The 16,519-nt window shown below is 43.4% G+C and carries 13 protein-coding genes; 2 read left to right on the forward strand and 11 right to left on the reverse strand.

From position 1 onward, the window contains the following. Positions 1 to 164 precede the first annotated feature (164 nt). The 5 genes from AC4MBN_RS07225 to AC4MBN_RS07245 form a co-directional block, all read right to left on the reverse strand. Positions 165 to 839 carry a 3-oxoacid CoA-transferase subunit B gene (locus tag AC4MBN_RS07225; RefSeq protein WP_200228520.1) on the reverse strand — a complete coding sequence of 225 codons (675 nt, stop codon included), beginning with the start codon at positions 837 to 839 and terminating at the stop codon, positions 165 to 167. Further along, on the reverse strand, positions 839 to 1,507 hold the full coding sequence (locus tag AC4MBN_RS07230; protein ID WP_005235708.1) for a 3-oxoacid CoA-transferase subunit A: 669 nt from the start codon (positions 1,505 to 1,507) through the stop codon (positions 839 to 841). The genes AC4MBN_RS07225 and AC4MBN_RS07230 overlap by 1 nt, the downstream gene beginning before the upstream one ends. A 50-nt stretch (positions 1,508 to 1,557) precedes the next feature. After that, positions 1,558 to 2,838: an MFS transporter gene (locus tag AC4MBN_RS07235; RefSeq protein ID WP_004785691.1), complete on the reverse strand. Its 1,281-nt coding sequence runs from the start codon at positions 2,836 to 2,838 to the stop codon at positions 1,558 to 1,560. Positions 2,839 to 3,048: 210 nt separating this feature from the next. Further along, positions 3,049 to 4,248 carry an acyl-CoA dehydrogenase gene (locus AC4MBN_RS07240; protein WP_491880046.1) on the reverse strand — a complete coding sequence of 400 codons (1,200 nt, stop codon included), beginning with the start codon at positions 4,246 to 4,248 and terminating at the stop codon, positions 3,049 to 3,051. Between the two features lie 32 nt (positions 4,249 to 4,280). After that, entirely contained in the window at positions 4,281 to 5,435 is a 1,155-nt protein-coding gene (locus tag AC4MBN_RS07245) for an acyl-CoA dehydrogenase family protein (protein ID WP_034171043.1), read from the reverse strand. A gap of 568 nt (positions 5,436 to 6,003) precedes the next feature. Between AC4MBN_RS07245 and AC4MBN_RS07250 the strand changes: the two genes are divergently transcribed. After that, the gene (locus tag AC4MBN_RS07250; RefSeq protein ID WP_004785687.1) at positions 6,004 to 6,840 is read left to right on the forward strand and encodes an IclR family transcriptional regulator; all 837 of its coding nucleotides are present in this window, start codon (positions 6,004 to 6,006) and stop codon (positions 6,838 to 6,840) included. Between the two features lie 161 nt (positions 6,841 to 7,001). Here AC4MBN_RS07250 and AC4MBN_RS07255 read toward each other — a convergent pair whose 3' ends face one another. The 6 genes from AC4MBN_RS07255 to betI form a co-directional block, all read right to left on the reverse strand. Next, positions 7,002 to 9,200: an OsmC domain/YcaO domain-containing protein gene (locus AC4MBN_RS07255; protein WP_312533510.1), complete on the reverse strand. Its 2,199-nt coding sequence runs from the start codon at positions 9,198 to 9,200 to the stop codon at positions 7,002 to 7,004. A 164-nt stretch (positions 9,201 to 9,364) separates the two neighbouring features. After that, positions 9,365 to 9,526: a hypothetical protein gene (locus AC4MBN_RS07260; RefSeq protein ID WP_488192938.1), complete on the reverse strand. Its 162-nt coding sequence runs from the start codon at positions 9,524 to 9,526 to the stop codon at positions 9,365 to 9,367. A 29-nt stretch (positions 9,527 to 9,555) separates the two neighbouring features. Further along, a complete protein-coding gene (locus AC4MBN_RS07265) occupies positions 9,556 to 10,326 on the reverse strand; it encodes a TorF family putative porin (protein WP_491880047.1) in 771 nt (256 codons plus the stop codon). Positions 10,327 to 10,453: 127 nt separating this feature from the next. Next, positions 10,454 to 12,109 carry a choline dehydrogenase gene (gene betA / locus AC4MBN_RS07270; protein WP_491880048.1) on the reverse strand — a complete coding sequence of 552 codons (1,656 nt, stop codon included), beginning with the start codon at positions 12,107 to 12,109 and terminating at the stop codon, positions 10,454 to 10,456. 10 nt (positions 12,110 to 12,119) lie between these two features. Next, positions 12,120 to 13,595 (reverse strand): betaine-aldehyde dehydrogenase, encoded by a 1,476-nt coding sequence (gene betB / locus AC4MBN_RS07275; RefSeq protein WP_491880049.1) that lies wholly within the window; start codon positions 13,593 to 13,595, stop codon positions 12,120 to 12,122. Between the two features lie 21 nt (positions 13,596 to 13,616). After that, positions 13,617 to 14,195, reverse strand: coding sequence for a transcriptional regulator BetI (gene betI, locus AC4MBN_RS07280; protein WP_005235723.1), 579 nt, complete (start codon positions 14,193 to 14,195; stop codon positions 13,617 to 13,619). Positions 14,196 to 14,466: 271 nt separating this feature from the next. Here betI and AC4MBN_RS07285 point away from each other — a divergent pair, with 271 nt between their 5' ends. Next, positions 14,467 to 16,503: a choline transporter gene (locus tag AC4MBN_RS07285; RefSeq protein ID WP_034585196.1), complete on the forward strand. Its 2,037-nt coding sequence runs from the start codon at positions 14,467 to 14,469 to the stop codon at positions 16,501 to 16,503. Positions 16,504 to 16,519 lie beyond the last annotated feature (16 nt).

The following is a 16,519-nucleotide window of genomic DNA, read 5'->3' on the forward strand; positions in this document are numbered from 1 at the left end:
ATTTCTTATTGAACTCCATTCTATTAAATATAATGGCGATTATACAAAATTTAATTGTAAGCTAAAAATAGAAATGTCCGTTTTTAGAATATGCAACTAAGCGCATAAAAAAATCGCAGCCTAAGCTGCGATTTTTAATCATGTTTAAATGATTTAGAGAATTATTATACTGATGCTTTTAACTGTGCAGCTGCACGGCCATCAAGTAACTTGCAACCTGTCTGTTGCTGAAGTTCCTCAAAACTTAAGCCATCCACCATTTCTAGCACCCAAGCCTGATTATCTTTGAGTTCAATAATGCACAAATCGGTATAAATGCGGTCAACGCAGTTTTTACCGGTAATTGGATAAGTCAGCTCTTCCACAATCCGTGGTTCGCCATTTTTAGTGACATGTTCCATGCAAACATAGACACAACGAGCACCAACCGCCAGATCCATCGCCCCACCCACCGCTGGAACCGCATCTAGTGCACCAGTATGCCAGTTAGCGAGATCACCATTCACAGCAACCTGAAAGGCGCCCATAATACAGAAATCTAAATGGCCGCCACGCATAATATCGAAGGAATCCGCAGAGTTCATAAAACTGCCGCCATCCAGCATGCTGACCAGTTCTTTACCAGCATTAATCAGATCATCATCAGCCTGTTCAGGATCAGTTAAAGCGGTAAAACCCAGAACGCCATTTTCAGAATGCAGCACAATATCCTGTTCAGGTTTTAAATAACCGGCAACGCGTGTTGGTAAACCAATACCTAAATTCACATAAGAACCGGTTGGAATATCTTGTGCAACTTTTTCTACAATTTGTTCACGTGTACGTTTTTGAATTGTCATTATTTAATATCTCCTACCTTCACCACATGCTGCACAAAAATACCTGGTGTTACGATAATCTCTGGATCAAGCTCGCCTAGCTCTACAATTTCATGTACTTGAGCAATCGTGGTTTTGGCTGCTTTTGCCATTAACGGGCCAAAGTTTCGCGCTGCTTTACGGTAGGTCAAGTTGCCCCATTGATCAGCCTGATTGCCATAAACCAAGGCATAGTCCGCATGAATTGGATATTCCAACACATAATCCTTACCATTGATATGACGGGTTTCTTTGCCTTCAGCAATCTTGGTGCCGTAACCTGTTGGGGTAAAAATAGCGCCCAGACCTGCACCCGCTGCCTGGATACGGCAAGCCAAGTTGCCTTGTGGTACCAACTCTAGTTCAACCTTTCCAGCTTTATACAGCTCTTCAAACACCTTGGAGTTATTGGCACGAGGAAATGAACAGATCATTTTCTTTACCAGTCCAGACAATAACAGGTTGGTTAGGCCACGATCACCAGAAGCTGCATTATTGTTGATGATGGTCAGATCTTTAGGACCAATATCGATCAGGGCTTCAATCAGTTCGATTGGCTGTCCTGCCAGACCGAAGCCACTGGTCATAATATGCGCACCATCTGGAATCTGCTTGAGTATGGTTTCGATATCCTGTGTGATTTTATTCATTTAATTGCTTCCTAGCATCTTCCTGTCTTTATAAATGTTTGATTCATCAATTAGTCAGCTTTTTGTGGGTCAAATAAACGGTTTTTAATGAAAATCGCTGGGATCAAACCACAAATAAAATAAGCCACACTCATGATAAGTAGACCTGTACCAATTGAGCCACCTTGCGCAAAATAACCGATGGTTAAAGGTGCCAATACTGCGCCTAGACGGCCAATGTTATAAGCGCCACCTGTAGCTGTACCACGGACTTTGGTAGAGAAACTTTCAGTCATATAAGTCGCGTTAATGCCATATGGAATACCGTAAAGGAATCCGAAAAACAGCATTAGCCATAAGATATTGTCCGGTGTGTTGCCAAAGACAATGATGGGAATAAAGATGGCGGTGCCCATGGTACCGAAAGCAAATACTGCGCGACGACCAATTTTATCCGCAATAATGCCCGCGATCACTTTGGTACACATCATGATCAGGAAGGTCCCAATCATATAGGTGGTCATTTCTTTAAATTTAATACCGAGATCTGATTCCAGATAAGCCGGTAACCAGTTACTTACACCGTAATAACCAAACTGTAAAAATGCGGTACTGAACGACCAGAGGATGAACATGCGACGGCTTAAAGCATCGGCAAAGATCATTTTAAACGTATTCTTCGGTTTTTCCTGCACTACGCCACTGGCTTTGGCTGCCAATCTTTCTTGACGTGCCTTTAACCAAGCTTGTGGTTCTGGTACCAGGAAGAACATGCCAATGGCAAGAACAATCGGAACAATGGCAATATAGTAAAGGTAGCGCCAGCCTAGTTCTGGAAGTAACCATCCTGCAAGTACAGTGGCAACCACTGAGCCTAATGTCCAACCTGTCATTAAAGCAGCAAGTACTGTAGAACGATATTTTGTTGGTACATACTCTGCCATAAGCGTATTACAGGCAATATAGAGGGCACCTAAGCCAATCGCTGAAAAGAATCGCAACCATTTGAATTCTTCATAGCTTTGAGTGAAGCCCAGCCAGAAGGTTAATGAAGAGAATAAAGCGATCGCAACAACAATCACCCGCACTCGTCCGAAGCGGTCACAAGCCCAGCCACCAAAAAAGCCACCAATGGCCATACCAGCAAGTGTCCAGCTACCGAGTGCACCTGCCTGAATACTACTTAAAGAAAATTCTTGTTTAAGGCTGGTTAGACTGTAGGCCAATAGTGCAAGATCTGCACCATCTACCAATAACGCTAAAAATGAAAAGATAAAAGCCAGAATCCAGACCTTTTTCTTAGGCATATTTTCTTCTGGTAGAAGGTTTTGTTGTGAATTAAGCGTATTCATAATGTCCTTTACACTTTGCTGGCACTCCTGTGCCCTTTAGAAGTTTATGTTTCACCTAATTAATTAAATGAAACATAGAATATTTAATTAATCTTTAATTCTGAAACTGACTAGATTTTTAAAATCCATCCCAGAACTGGATTGGCTGACTTCAATTAGAGTCAGCCAAAACAAACTAGCCAGCAATGCTGGCTAGAAGTTGATCTGCATTTAGTTGGAGAATGCAGCAATACCTGTTTGAGCACGACCTAGAATCAAGGCGTGTACATCGTGTGTACCTTCGTAAGTATTGACCACTTCCAGGTTCACCAAATGACGAGCTACACCAAATTCATCAGAGATCCCGTTACCACCCATCATGTCACGCGCTAAACGGGCAATGTCTAAAGCTTTACCACAGTTATTACGCTTGATCAGAGAAGTTCCTTCAACTGATGCAATGCCTTCATCTTTCATGCGGCCAAAACGTAAAGCGACTTGCAGACCTAACGCAATTTCAGTTTGCATGTCTGCCAGTTTTTTCTGGATTAGCTGATTCGCAGCCAATGGACGGCCAAACTGTTTACGGTCCATGGTATATTGATGCGCTGTATGCCAACAGAATTCCGCTGCACCCATCGCACCCCAAGCAATACCATAACGGGCACTATTCAGGCAGGTAAATGGACCTTTTAGACCACGAATTTCCGGGAACGCGTTTTCCTCTGGAACAAAAACATTGTCCATCACGATTTCACCGGTAATCGAAGCACGCAGACCGACCTTACCGTGAATCGCTGGTGCAGAAAGCCCTTCCCAGCCTTTTTCTAGAATAAAGCCACGAATGTCACCGACATTGCCTTCAGGAGACACTTCTTTTGCCCAAACCACAAAGACATCAGCAATCGGACTGTTGGTAATCCACATTTTCGCGCCAGTCAGACGGTAACCACCATCGACTTTTTTGGCACGAGTAATCATTCTGCCTGGATCAGAACCATGATCTGGTTCAGTCAGACCGAAACAACCGATGTATTCACCGGTCGCCAGTTTTGGCAAATATTTCTGTTTCTGTGCTTCAGAACCAAATTCATTGATTGGCACCATCACTAGCGAGCTTTGTACACTGGCCATTGAACGGTAACCGGAATCCACACGTTCTACTTCACGGGCAATCAGACCATAGCTAACATAATTTAAACCTGCACCGCCGTACTGTTCTGGAATGGTTGGACCAAGTAAACCTAACTCACCCATTTCACGGAAAATCGTTGGATCGGTTTTTTCATGACGGAACTGTTCTAGTACACGTGGCATCAGCTTATCCTGACAGTACGCATGCGCGCTGTCACGGATCATGCGTTCTTCTTCAGTCAGTTGCTGTTCCAGTAAAAATGGATCTTGCCAGTCAAATCTAATTCTTGTGCTCATTTTAATATTTCCAATATTCTAAAATCTGCTGCTTACGCGGTCGCTTGTTTAATCATTTCACGTGCGATGATGATTTGCTGGATTTGGGTCGTACCTTCATACAGACGGAACAAACGCACATCACGGTAGAAACGTTCAATTGAATATTCACTGATATAGCCTGCGCCACCATGGATTTGCAGACAGCGATCCGCTACACGGCCACACATTTCAGTCGCAAACATTTTCGCGCATGAAGATTCTGTGGTCACATTCTTACCTTCGTCACGCAGACGAGCAGCATCTAGAACCATACATTTCGCTGCATAAATCTCAGCTTTAGAGTCTGCCAGCATGCCTTGGATGAGCTGGAAATTGGCAATCGGTTGACCGAACTGCTTACGTTCCACTGCATAATTTAAAGCGTCTTCCAGCATACGCTCTGCCATACCTACACTATAGCCAGCAATGTGCAGACGGCCTTTATCTAGGACACGCATTGCAGTTTTGAAGCCAATGCCTTCAACACCACCGATCAGCTGATCTTTATGAACCTTACAGTTGTCAAAAATCACGTCACAAGTGTATGAACCGTGTTGGCCCATTTTTTTATCAATTTTGCCCAGACTTAGGCCCGGTGTATTCGCTTCTACCAGGAATGCAGAAATGCCGCTTGCACCTTTGATATCAGGATTGGTACGCGCCATCACCGTAAATGTCGTTGCACGCGGTGCATTGGTAATAAAACGTTTGGTACCGTTTAGAATATAGTAATCGCCATCCTTGACCGCGCTGGTTTTTAAAGATGCAGCATCTGAACCTGAATCCGGCTCAGTTAAACAGAATGAACCAATGATTTCACCAGTCGCATAACGTGGCAGGTATTTCTGTTTTTGCTCTTCTGTACCATCAATCACGATCCCGCTTGAACCGATCCCGTTATTGGTCCCGATCAAAGAACGGAATGCAGCCGATGTACGGCCTAATTCCATTGCGACCAGAATTTCCTCTTCCATGGTGATACCTAAACCGCCGTACTCCTCTGGAATGGTTAAGCCAAACAGACCCAATTCTTTCATCTGCTCGACAATACGCTCAGGAATCGCGTTACTTTCTTCAACTTCATGTTCTAAAGGGACTAGTTCATTTTTGACAAAGTTACGAATAGTCGAAAGAAGTTGCTCAAGCATTTCCGGATCGCGAATCATAGGAATCTCCATGTTATTTAGTTCATCTGGGTAAATTCCTTTACCCTTTAATTTTAGTTTCGTAATACGAAATAAATAATCATAAAAATTCATTTTGAGCAAGAAAAATTATTAAAAATTTTATTTTTTAAGCAAAAAAGCAAATTTTTCTAGCTTTAATTAAAAATTATAGTTAGAATTTTATTTCACAATGCGAAATTTTTAGATTGTTGATAGATTTAGAAAAGAGTTAGATGATCTGAATCAGATCATAATTCCTTCTATAAAAGCGCAGCGAAATAAGAATGTTTCAATTAAATCGTGCTGATGATTCTCGTTTTGATTGGGTCCATTTTCCTAAAATTTTATCTGGCGAACTTTAAATTTTCTAAAGATACTTAAAAATCATTACAGGTCTCAAAAACCTATAAATTCTGCATTGTTTTTAGCTAAATAGCGTTAATTGACCTAAATACAGATAAAGTGAGCACTTTTTTATTTATTTTTATCATTAATAGAAGTGTTTTATTTTGTATCGTGAAATTTAATTGCTATCATATTTATTAATTTACCTTTAATTGCTCTGACCATGACAAAAAATAAAACTGGCGAAATACCTAATTTTGATGAGATCCGTTTAGATCCGATTTCACATATTCATAGAGAAAATAACCCACAATTTATCGCGTCTATTGCACGTGGTTTAGAAATCCTCAGATGTTTTTCTGCAACGAATCAATTACTGGGCAACCAGGAAATTGCACAGCTGACTAATCTACCAAAACCTACTGTTGCCCGGATCACTAGCACGCTGGTTTCTTTAGGTTATCTAAAACAGTTACCGAATACGACCAAATACCTGTTGGACGTTGGTGTATTGGCTTTGGGTTATGCGGCGTTAAGCAATATTTCGGCCCGTACTCAGGCATATCCATTTATGGAAGAAATGTCACGTTATGCACAAGCACCTGTCGCCATGGCAACCCGTGATCGCCTGAGCATGATTTATTTGGAAGTGGTTCATACAGAGTCTACTTTAACCATGCGTCGTCCGGTTGGCTCTACCCTGCCTATCCACAGTAGTGCGATGGGTCGTGCCTGCCTGGCTGCGATGGAAGTTAAAGAACGTGAATATTTATTTGATGCGATCAAGAAAAGAAATGAAGATCAATGGCCAACCATTAAGCGTAATTTAGAACGTGCCATCCGAGACTATCAGGATTATGGCTATTGCTTATCTCTCGGTGATTGGGCCAAAGATGTGAACTCTGTCGCTGTGCCATTGATTCATCCTAAACATGGTATTTTGACCTTTAACTGCGGCGCGCCAACTTACCTGCTCAATCAGGAAAAACTGGAAAATGAGATTGGTCCTCGTCTGATTCATATGGTCAATAACATTTCCCTGACTTTAAATAATATTTAAGCTGTTATTTAAGATTTAAATGGGCGGCAATGATCGCCCTTTATTTTTCTTTTTTAAATCACTCGCAAAATATTTGTGCAATATAAAAAATAGCCCATTCTAAGATGGGCTATTTTTTAAAGATTTAAAGACTAGCAAAGTCTGCTAATCATCTTCACTTATTACGCTGCTACAAACTTGGCACGCGCTGCATGCAGTTTCTTATAGCTATCAATTAAACGTAGATGACGATCCAGACCTTCAAGCTGCATATTGGTTTCAGCTAAACCGTAGAAACGTACTGTACCTTCTACTGAACCGAGGACTGCATCCATACGGGCATCGCCAAACATACGGCGGAAGTTATGTTCATAGTCTTCCAGTTCCATTTCATCATCCAGAATGACTTCAAGCACTACATTCATGCATTGATAGAACAGGCCACGTTCAACCGTGTTGGTATTGTATTGCAGGAACTGTTCGACCAGGTCTTTAGCTTCTTCAAATTGCTGTAAAGCCAGATAGATCAGGAGTTTTAGTTCCAGAATGGTCAACTGACCCCATTCGGTATTTTCGTCAAATTCAATCCCGATCAAGGTACGGATTTCGGTGTAATCATCTTCATCTGCTTCTTCCAGACGTTCAACCAGAGCTTCCAGCTGTTCATCATCCAGACGATGCAGGTTCAGAATATCTTCACGATATAACAGCGCCTTGTTAGTATTGTCCCAAACCAGATCTTCAACCAGATAAATTTCAGAATAACCTGGCACCAGAATACGACAAGCGGTTGCACCTAAATGCTGATAGACCGCCATATAAACTTCGTGGCCCATCTCTTCCAGAATGGTAAACAATTCCTGCGCTTCATCGGCATTTGAGTTTTGACCATTATTGGTGAAATCCCACTCGACAAAATCATAATCAGATTTTGCACTGAAGAAACGCCAAGACACCACACCACTTGAGTCAATAAAGTGCTCAACAAAGTTATTCGGTTCAGTGACTGCATTTGAGCTAAAGGTGGGTTTTGGCAGATCATTCAGGCCTTCAAAACTACGGCCTTGTAACAGTTCAGTCAGACTGCGCTCTAAAGCCACTTCAAAGTTTGGATGTGCACCGAATGAGGCAAAGACACCACCCGTACGCGGGTTCATCAAGGTGACACACATCACCGGGAACTGGCCGCCTAATGACGCATCTTTGACCAGAACCGGAAAGCCCTGTTCTTCCAGACCTTTAATGCCTTCAACAATTTTTGGATATTTTGCCAGAACATGTTCAGGCACATCCGGAAGTGCCAGTTCACCTTCCAGAATTTCGCGTTTAACTGCACGCTCAAAAATTTCAGACAGACATTGTACTTGCGCTTCAGCCAGCGTATTCCCGGCGCTCATACCATTGCTCAAGTATAAGTTTTCAATCAGATTCGACGGAAAATAAACGGTTTCACCATCAGATTGACGTACAAATGGCAATGAACAGATGCCACGAGCCTTATTACCCGAGTTGGTGTCATAAAGATGGGTACCCAATAACTCATCTTCAGGATCATAAATTTCACGGGTATGTTCATCTAAAACTTCTGCAGGTAGTTCGCCATTCGGACCTGGCTGGAACCATTTTTCATCTGGATAATGCACAAATTCTGCATTGGCAATATCTTCACCCCAGAACTGATCATTATAGAAGAAGTTGCAGTTCAGGCGTTCAATAAATTCACCCAAGGCAGATGCCAACGCACTCTCCTTGGTAGAACCTTTACCATTGGTAAAGCACATCGGTGACTGAGCATCACGAATATGTAGTGACCAGACATTCGGTACAATGTTACGCCAAGACGCAATTTCAATTTTCATGCCGAGGCCTGCCAGAATCGCAGACATATTGGCAATAGTTTCTTCGAGTGGTAAGTCTTTACCCGGAATACAGGTTAGGCTGTCTGAAGCCAGATTTGGCATCAACAAAGCCTGCGCATCGGCATCAATGCTTTCAACTTCTTCTATGACAAATTCAGGACCGGTTTGAATGACTTTTTTGACGGTACAACGGTCGATCGAACGCAAAATCCCCTGACGGTCTTTTTCAGAGATATCAGCCGGTAGCTCGACCTGAATTTTAAAAATCTGTTTGTAGCGGTTTTCAGGATCGACGATATTGTTTTGAGACAGACGGATATTGTCGGTTGGAATGTCACGCGCTGCACAATAAACTTTAACAAAATAAGCTGCACACAACGCAGAAGATGCCAGAAAATAATCAAATGGACCTGGCGCAGAACCATCACCTTTATAGCGGATCGGCTGATCGGCGATTACCGTGAAGTCATCGAACTTGGCTTCCTGACGAAGATTATCGAGATAATTGACCTTAATTTCCATGTGGATACCTAAATATTCTTATGTGCCGCCACGGACAGATAAGATGCTAAATCTGAATATACAAGCCGAATCACGGAGGAGAATTTGACTCAAAAATAAAAATAACCCGGGTTAAACCTTCAACTAGTTAGTTTGAGGATTAGCTCGAGTAAGAATGGGCGCTATTATAGAATCATTTTATGAAATTGATAATGTTTGCTCGAATTTCCTGCAGATTTATCAAAATATCTGTTAATTAAATATTCAGGAAATCTGGCTTTAAGCCGGGAACAGGCTGTTTTTATTGATACTTGCTGTTCCCGACTGGATTTTATGGACTGCGAAATGCGTCTTTTAAATCAGATCAAGATCCAACTTAAAAGTCATAGCCAATACCAAACACAGCGAGATCGCGCTGTTTATCACCAAAACGGTCGTAACCACCGAAGATATAATCACCAGACAAGGTCAATTTCGGCGCAACTTCATAACTTAATCCAGCAGTTGCATAACGGAAAGCATGCTGTTTTGTGGTATTACCTAGCTCATTACCTTCATATTTACCTTCATCATTAAAATAACCACCTGCTGCACCGACATGCGCACCAAACTTGTTATTAATCTGATGGGTTAAATCCAGGGTATAAAAAGTATCACCTTGATTGGCATAGGCGACATCATATAAATAGGTCGATACACCCGCTGTGACGCTGGTCTTGTCATTCAGTGCACGACTTACATTCAAACCTAATTCATTTGAAGTGGTATGGCTGCCACCCGGATAATAGTAGGTCGCATCCCAAAAATTCCAGTCGTAGTTTTCACTGCTATAGGTATAGCCCACGATAAAATCATGTTCGACTTTATCGCGACGATGTGACTTCTTGCCTTCCAGTTCCGGATAGGAATAACCTAAGGTTGAGCCCCAGTAACCGACATAAAAATTACCATAAGCCAGATTCAGCGCTGCCTGTAAGGCAACGTCATCATTTTCTGGCGCATTGGTCAGACCACGGGAGATGTATTTAGAAACTACACTGATGTTTCCACTGGTTTCAATTTTTTTTGCTTCTGCATCATCTGCAAAACAATAAACACTAGAAACAGCAGCACAGCCGAAAAGGACTGTTTGTTTGAAAATTCTCATAAAATATAAATTATATTAAGCAAAGAATGGATAACACTGAAACCGATGACAGCCCTATCCAGCTTTGGGTAAAAATAAATTTCGCTATATTCCTTGATGCAACAAGCAACAGGAATATAGCCATGACTTAAGCGCGTGGGGCCCGGTAGAAAGGCGCTGTAGAAGCAGGTAATGCCTGCTTGCCACGGATATGATCTGCAAGCTTTTCAGCCATCATGATCGTGGTTGCATTGAGGTTGCCTGTAATAATAAGCGGCATAATTGAAGCATCGATAACACGCAGGCCTTGCATCTCATGCACACGCCCATAACCATCGACAACTGCCATATCATCCTCACCCATTTTACAGCTACAGGACGGATGATACGCTGTTTCTGCATGATTACGAACAAATTCATCAATTTCTGCATCAGTTTGCAGATTTTTGCCCGGACTGATTTCTTCACCGCGATAAGGATCCAGGGCGGGCTGATGCATAATTTCACGGGTAATACGGATAGCATCCCGGAATTCGCGCCAGTCCTGTTCCGTACTCATATAGTTAAACAGAATACTTGGATGCTCAAACGGGTCTTTGGATTTCAGACGGACACGGCCACGCGACGGCGAACGCATTGAACCAACATGAGCTTGAAAACCATGCTCATGAATGGCATTGGTGCCATTGTAGTTAATCGCAATCGGTAAAAAGTGATACTGAATATTCGGCCATTCAAATTCATCTGAAGAGCGGATAAAACCACCTGCTTCAAACTGATTGCTCGCGCCAATGCCCTTACCCAAAAATAACCATTCTGCCCCAATCATCGGCTGGTTATACCATTTCAAAGCCGGATATAAGCTCACCGGTTTTTTGCACTGATATTGCAAGTACATTTCCAGATGGTCTTGCAGGTTTTCACCCACTCCCGGTAAATCCTGAACTACAGGAATATCCAGACTTTTTAACAGTTCAGCCGAACCCACACCAGAACGTTGCAGGATTTGCGGTGATGCAATTGCACCAGCACAAAGTAGCACTTCACGATCGGCAAACACCTGAATCGGCTGCAAGGTATTTTGCCCCTCGAAATACTCTACACCTATCGCCTGTTTCTGGTTAAACAGAATTCTATTGGTCATGGCATGGGTAATAATCGTCAGGTTGTCGCGACCTTTGGCCATGTCCAGATAACCGCGTGCAGTACTGGATCGGCGACCTTGCGGCGTCACAGTTCGATCCATCGGACCGAAGCCTTCCTGTTGGTAACCGTTCAGATCATCGGTACGTGGATAACCGGCCTGTACACCTGCTTCGATCATGGCATGAAACAGTTCATTATTGCCCTGTTTAGGCGTTGCCACCGAAACCGGACCTGAATCGCCATGATAGTCATTGCCGCCAATATCGCGGGTTTCAGCTTTTTTGTAATAGGGTAGACACTGCGCATAGTTCCAGTGTTCCAGACCTTTAAGGCTGGCCCACTGTTCCAGATCCATAGCATTACCACGGATATAGCACATGCCATTAATCAGTGAAGATCCGCCCAGACCTTTACCACGGCCGCATTCCATACGGCGATTGTTCATGTGGGGTTCTGGATCGGTCAGATAGGCCCAGTTATAACGGCGTCCTTGTAAAGGATAAGCTAAAGCAGCCGGCATCTGGGTTCTAAAATCCAGACGATAGTCCGGGCCACCTGCCTCAAGTAATAGCACCTTAGTATCTGGATCTTCAGTTAAACGCGCTGCCAGAACATTACCCGCAGAGCCCGCACCGATAATAATATAGTCGTAATTCATCAAATCCCCCTTATGCGCTAAATACAGATTGGAAAGGACTGAGTTCGACCTGAACCGATTTGGTCTGGGTGTAATGCTGCAAGGTCACAAGCCCATTTTCACGTCCAACACCGGAATGTTTATAACCACCGACAGGCATTTCTGCAGGCGATTCACCCCAGGTATTGATCCAGCAGATACCGGCTTCGACCTGATGAATAATTCGGTGTGCACGGGCTAAGTCTGGTGTGACGACACCTGCAGCCAGACCATAATCAGTATCATTGGCACGACGAATGGCTTCTTGCTCGGTGTCATAACTCAGGATGCTCATGACTGGACCGAAGATTTCTTCACGTACAATAGTCATGTCATCGCGGCAGTCGGTAAACACGGTTGGCAGGACATAAGCCCCTTGGGCAAACTGTTCATCCTCAGCACGGCCGCCGCCACATAATAGACGTGCCCCTTCTATCTTGCCTTTTTCGATATAGCCCAGCACTTTTTCCATATGCTCAAAGCTGGAAACCGGACCGAAATTGGTTTCAGGATCAAGTGGATCACCCATACGGATATGTTCAACACGCTGCAAAATCTTTTCTTCAAATGCTGTTTTCAATGCCAAAGGCACAAATACGCGAGTACCGTTGGTACACACCTGACCGGAACTATAGAAATTGGCCATCATGGCAATATCGGCCGCCAAATCCAGATCGGCATCTTCACAGATAATCAGCGGAGACTTACCACCCAGCTCCATGGTGACTTCTTTCAAACTAGAATTAGCAGCTTGCGCCATGACTTTTTTACCGGTTGAAACGCCACCAGTAAACGATACTTTGGCAATATCAGGATGCGAAGTCAGATAACCACCAATTTCACCACTGCCGGTAACCACATTAAAGACACCATGCGGTACACCAGCTTCAGTATAAATTTCTGCCAGTTTCAGCGCAGTTAAAGGCGTAACTTCACTGGCTTTGAAAATCATGGCATTGCCTGCAGCGAGTGCCGGTGCAGATTTCCACAATGCGATCTGAATCGGATAATTCCATGCGCCAATCCCGGCAACCACACCCAAAGGTTCACGGCGGGTATAGACAAAGGAACTGCTTCTCAGCGGGATTTGCTGGCCTTCAAGAACCGGTAGAATCCCCGCATAATATTCGAGTACATCTGCACCTGTCGTAATATCAACAGTCGATGTTTCACTAAAGGCTTTACCGCTGTCCAGGCTTTCTAATTTTGCCAGCTCATCGTTGCGCTCGCGTAAAATGGCGACTGCCTTGTTCAAGATGCGCGAACGTTGAATCGCGGTCATTTCTGCCCAGACTTTTTGCCCTTGTTGTGCAGATTCAACCGCACGATCGATATCATTTTTTGAACAGACCTGCACTTCAGCCAGGACTTCGCCTGTTGCAGGATTAATCGTTTGAAACGTGCTATTGGACGTTGCATCGACATATTGTCCATGGATATAAGGACGTTGCAGTTTGAATGTTGTCAATGGAATTCCCTCGCAGATTGGTTATTTGAGTTGTTGCCGGATATATTCACTACACAGTTCAATCGGCAGTTCTGGATCAATTTCGCCACTTACTAAAGCACCTCTTAGCCAGAATCCATCAATGAGTGCAGCCAGACCTTGTGCTGCCTTCTCAGCTTGATCCTTACTCAGCTTTTTCATGAATTCATATTTAAGATTGGAATGTAAGCGGTAATGGTTTATTTGCTGTAAACGATGTAAATCAGGCTGGTGCAGACTGCTGGCCCAAAAAGCCAACCACACCTTCATGGCCGCTTTATCTGTTTGTGGAGCAGTAAAATTGCCACGCACAATCGCCAGTAAGCGTTGTTCAGGGGCGTCATTCACCTGTGACTTGATTTCAGCAACAGACTTACCTAATTGCTGCAATAAGTAACGCATTGTGGCTTCAATTAACCCATTTTTACCTTGAAAATAATGACTTATGATGCCGGTTGAGACACCTGCCCTCTGAGCAATCTGACTAATTGAAGCTTCTGCAAAACCTAGCTCATTGACTGCAGCTAAGGTGGCATCGATCAGTTGCTGACGACGGATCGGTTGCATACCAACTTTTGGCATAGGACTAACCTGAATAACGGATGTAGCAATAAAAAATCACTCTGCTAAAGCAAATAGCTGAATGATGTAACAATTCATAAACGCTTTTTTAATTGAACGTTCAATTAATAAAAATTATAGTGCCAGCTCACCCTTGATGTACAGCGCAGTTTGTTTTGGATTTGCAAAAGTTTGTAATTCACGAAAACAAGGAAGCTTTAGGGCCAGCTTTTGCTTTTAAATCACACTGCACTGTAGATCATCCGGCAACAAAAACGATGGTCAGAGATTTATGCAAAAGAAAAACGAAGAGGTGCAAGATAGTCTGAATAAGGTAGTCTTTTATTGTTCGGCGACGCTTATTCTGCTGTTTTCTATCATCACGATTTTATTTAATGAACAAGCCAATCTAATCATTATTAATATTTTAAACTGGGTCAGTAGTACCTTTAGCTGGTATTACCTGCTGGCGGCAACGCTGTATCTGGTTTTTATTGTCTTTATCGCCTGCTCACGTTATGGCGAAATCAAGCTTGGTCCCAAACATTCTAAACCCGAATTCAGCCTGCTGAGCTGGTCGGCCATGTTGTTCTCAGCCGGGATCGGGATTGATTTGATGTTCTTCTCGGTCGCTGAACCCTTGTCTCATTATATGAGTCCTCCAGTCGGTGAAGCTGAAACCTTTGAAGCCGCGCGTCAGTCTATGGTCTGGACCCTGTTTCACTATGGTCTGACCGGCTGGAGCATGTACGCGCTGATTGGGGTTGCGTTGGGTTATTTCAGTTATCGCTATAATTTACCGCTGACAATTCGCTCTGCGCTTTATCCTATTTTTGGAAAAAGAATTAATGGCCCAATTGGCCATACAGTAGATACCGCTGCAGTACTCGGTACGATTTTTGGTATTGCCACAACCTGCGGTATTGGTGTGGTTCAGCTGAACTACGGTCTGCATGTCCTGTTCGGCTTGCCGGAAAATATCTGGATTCAAACTGCATTAATTGGTGTTGCAGTCATTATTACTATTATTTCCGTGACTGCGGGTGTCAATAAAGGTATTCGGGTTCTGTCTGAAATTAATATCTATGTATCAATCGGGTTGCTGCTCTTTATTCTCTTTATGGGAAATACAGAGTTTTTATTAGCGGCTCTAATTCAGAATTTTGGTGATTATCTCAGCCAGTTCCCGAAACTCTCTTTAAGCAGTTTTCCTTTTGAGCAGCCTAAAGAATGGATGAATAGCTGGACCCTGTTCTTCTGGGCATGGTGGATTGCCTGGTCGCCTTTTGTCGGTCTGTTCCTGGCACGTATTTCCCGTGGTCGTACTATTCGTGAATTTGTCACCGGGACTTTAGTTATTCCTCTGTTATTTACCCTGACCTGGTTGTCTATTTTCGGTAACAGTGCTTTATACAGCGTGATTTTTGATGGTAATACTCAGCTTGCGACAACTGTTTTAGAAAATCCAGCGCATGGTTTTTATGACCTGCTAGCACAGTATCCAGGTTTCACATTTCTCGCAGGTGTCGCCACCATTACAGGTTTGCTGTTCTATGTGACTTCAGCGGATTCAGGGGCATTGGTATTGGGGAACTTCACCACTAAATTCACTAATATTGAGCATGATTCACCGCGCTGGCTCAGTGTGTTCTGGGCCATTGCTATCGGTTTGCTAACTTTGGCAATGCTCATGGCGAATGGCGTGACAGCATTACAGAACACCACGATTATTATGGGTCTGCCTTTTAGTTTCGTGATTTTCTTTGTGATGGCCGGACTGTATAAGTCCTTGCGTCTGGAGGATTTTCGGCAGGCCAGTACCAGTCTGAATGCTGCGCCTGTGGTCGGTAATGTGGACATCCTGAACTGGAAGAAGCGTCTGAGCCGGGTCATGCTGCATCCAAGCCTATCCCAGACCCGAACCATGCTGGATAATGTTTGCAAACCAGCCATTGAGGCCGTTGCAACCGAGTTAATTGACAAAGGCATTCAAGTAAATATTCAGGAAAAACCGCTTGAGGAAGAACCTGAACTGTATCATCTGGATCTCACCATTCAGCTGGATGAAGAAGAAAACTTTGTCTATGAAATATGGCCGGTACGCTATGACACGCCAAATTTCAGTTCACGGGGTAAACGAACCAAACGTTATTACTATCGTCTGGAAAGTTATCTGTTTGAAGGCTCTCAGGGCAACGATCTGGTCGGTTATAGTAAGGAACAGGTGATCAATGACATCCTGGATAAATATGAACGCCATATGATGTATCTGCATATTAACCGGATCAGCCCAGGTAAACGTCCGCTGTTCCCGGACCGTGAAATCTAGGATATCTCAACTACGG

The sequence above is a fragment of the Acinetobacter sp. CAU_H_60 genome (genome assembly GCF_058599385.1).

Coding starts and splice junctions, on each gene's coding strand:
- AC4MBN_RS07225 (WP_200228520.1), bottom strand. CDS start 839: ATGACAATTCAAAAACGTACACGTGAACAAATTGTAGAAAAAGTTGCA.
- AC4MBN_RS07230 (WP_005235708.1), bottom strand. CDS start 1,507: ATGAATAAAATCACACAGGATATCGAAACCATACTCAAGCAGATTCCA.
- AC4MBN_RS07235 (WP_004785691.1), bottom strand. CDS start 2,838: ATGAATACGCTTAATTCACAACAAAACCTTCTACCAGAAGAAAATATG.
- AC4MBN_RS07240 (WP_491880046.1), bottom strand. CDS start 4,248: ATGAGCACAAGAATTAGATTTGACTGGCAAGATCCATTTTTACTGGAA.
- AC4MBN_RS07245 (WP_034171043.1), bottom strand. CDS start 5,435: ATGATTCGCGATCCGGAAATGCTTGAGCAACTTCTTTCGACTATTCGT.
- AC4MBN_RS07250 (WP_004785687.1), top strand. CDS start 6,004: ATGACAAAAAATAAAACTGGCGAAATACCTAATTTTGATGAGATCCGT.
- AC4MBN_RS07255 (WP_312533510.1), bottom strand. CDS start 9,200: ATGGAAATTAAGGTCAATTATCTCGATAATCTTCGTCAGGAAGCCAAG.
- AC4MBN_RS07265 (WP_491880047.1), bottom strand. CDS start 10,326: ATGAGAATTTTCAAACAAACAGTCCTTTTCGGCTGTGCTGCTGTTTCT.
- betA (WP_491880048.1), bottom strand. CDS start 12,109: ATGAATTACGACTATATTATTATCGGTGCGGGCTCTGCGGGTAATGTT.
- betI (WP_005235723.1), bottom strand. CDS start 14,195: ATGCCAAAAGTTGGTATGCAACCGATCCGTCGTCAGCAACTGATCGAT.
- AC4MBN_RS07285 (WP_034585196.1), top strand. CDS start 14,467: ATGCAAAAGAAAAACGAAGAGGTGCAAGATAGTCTGAATAAGGTAGTC.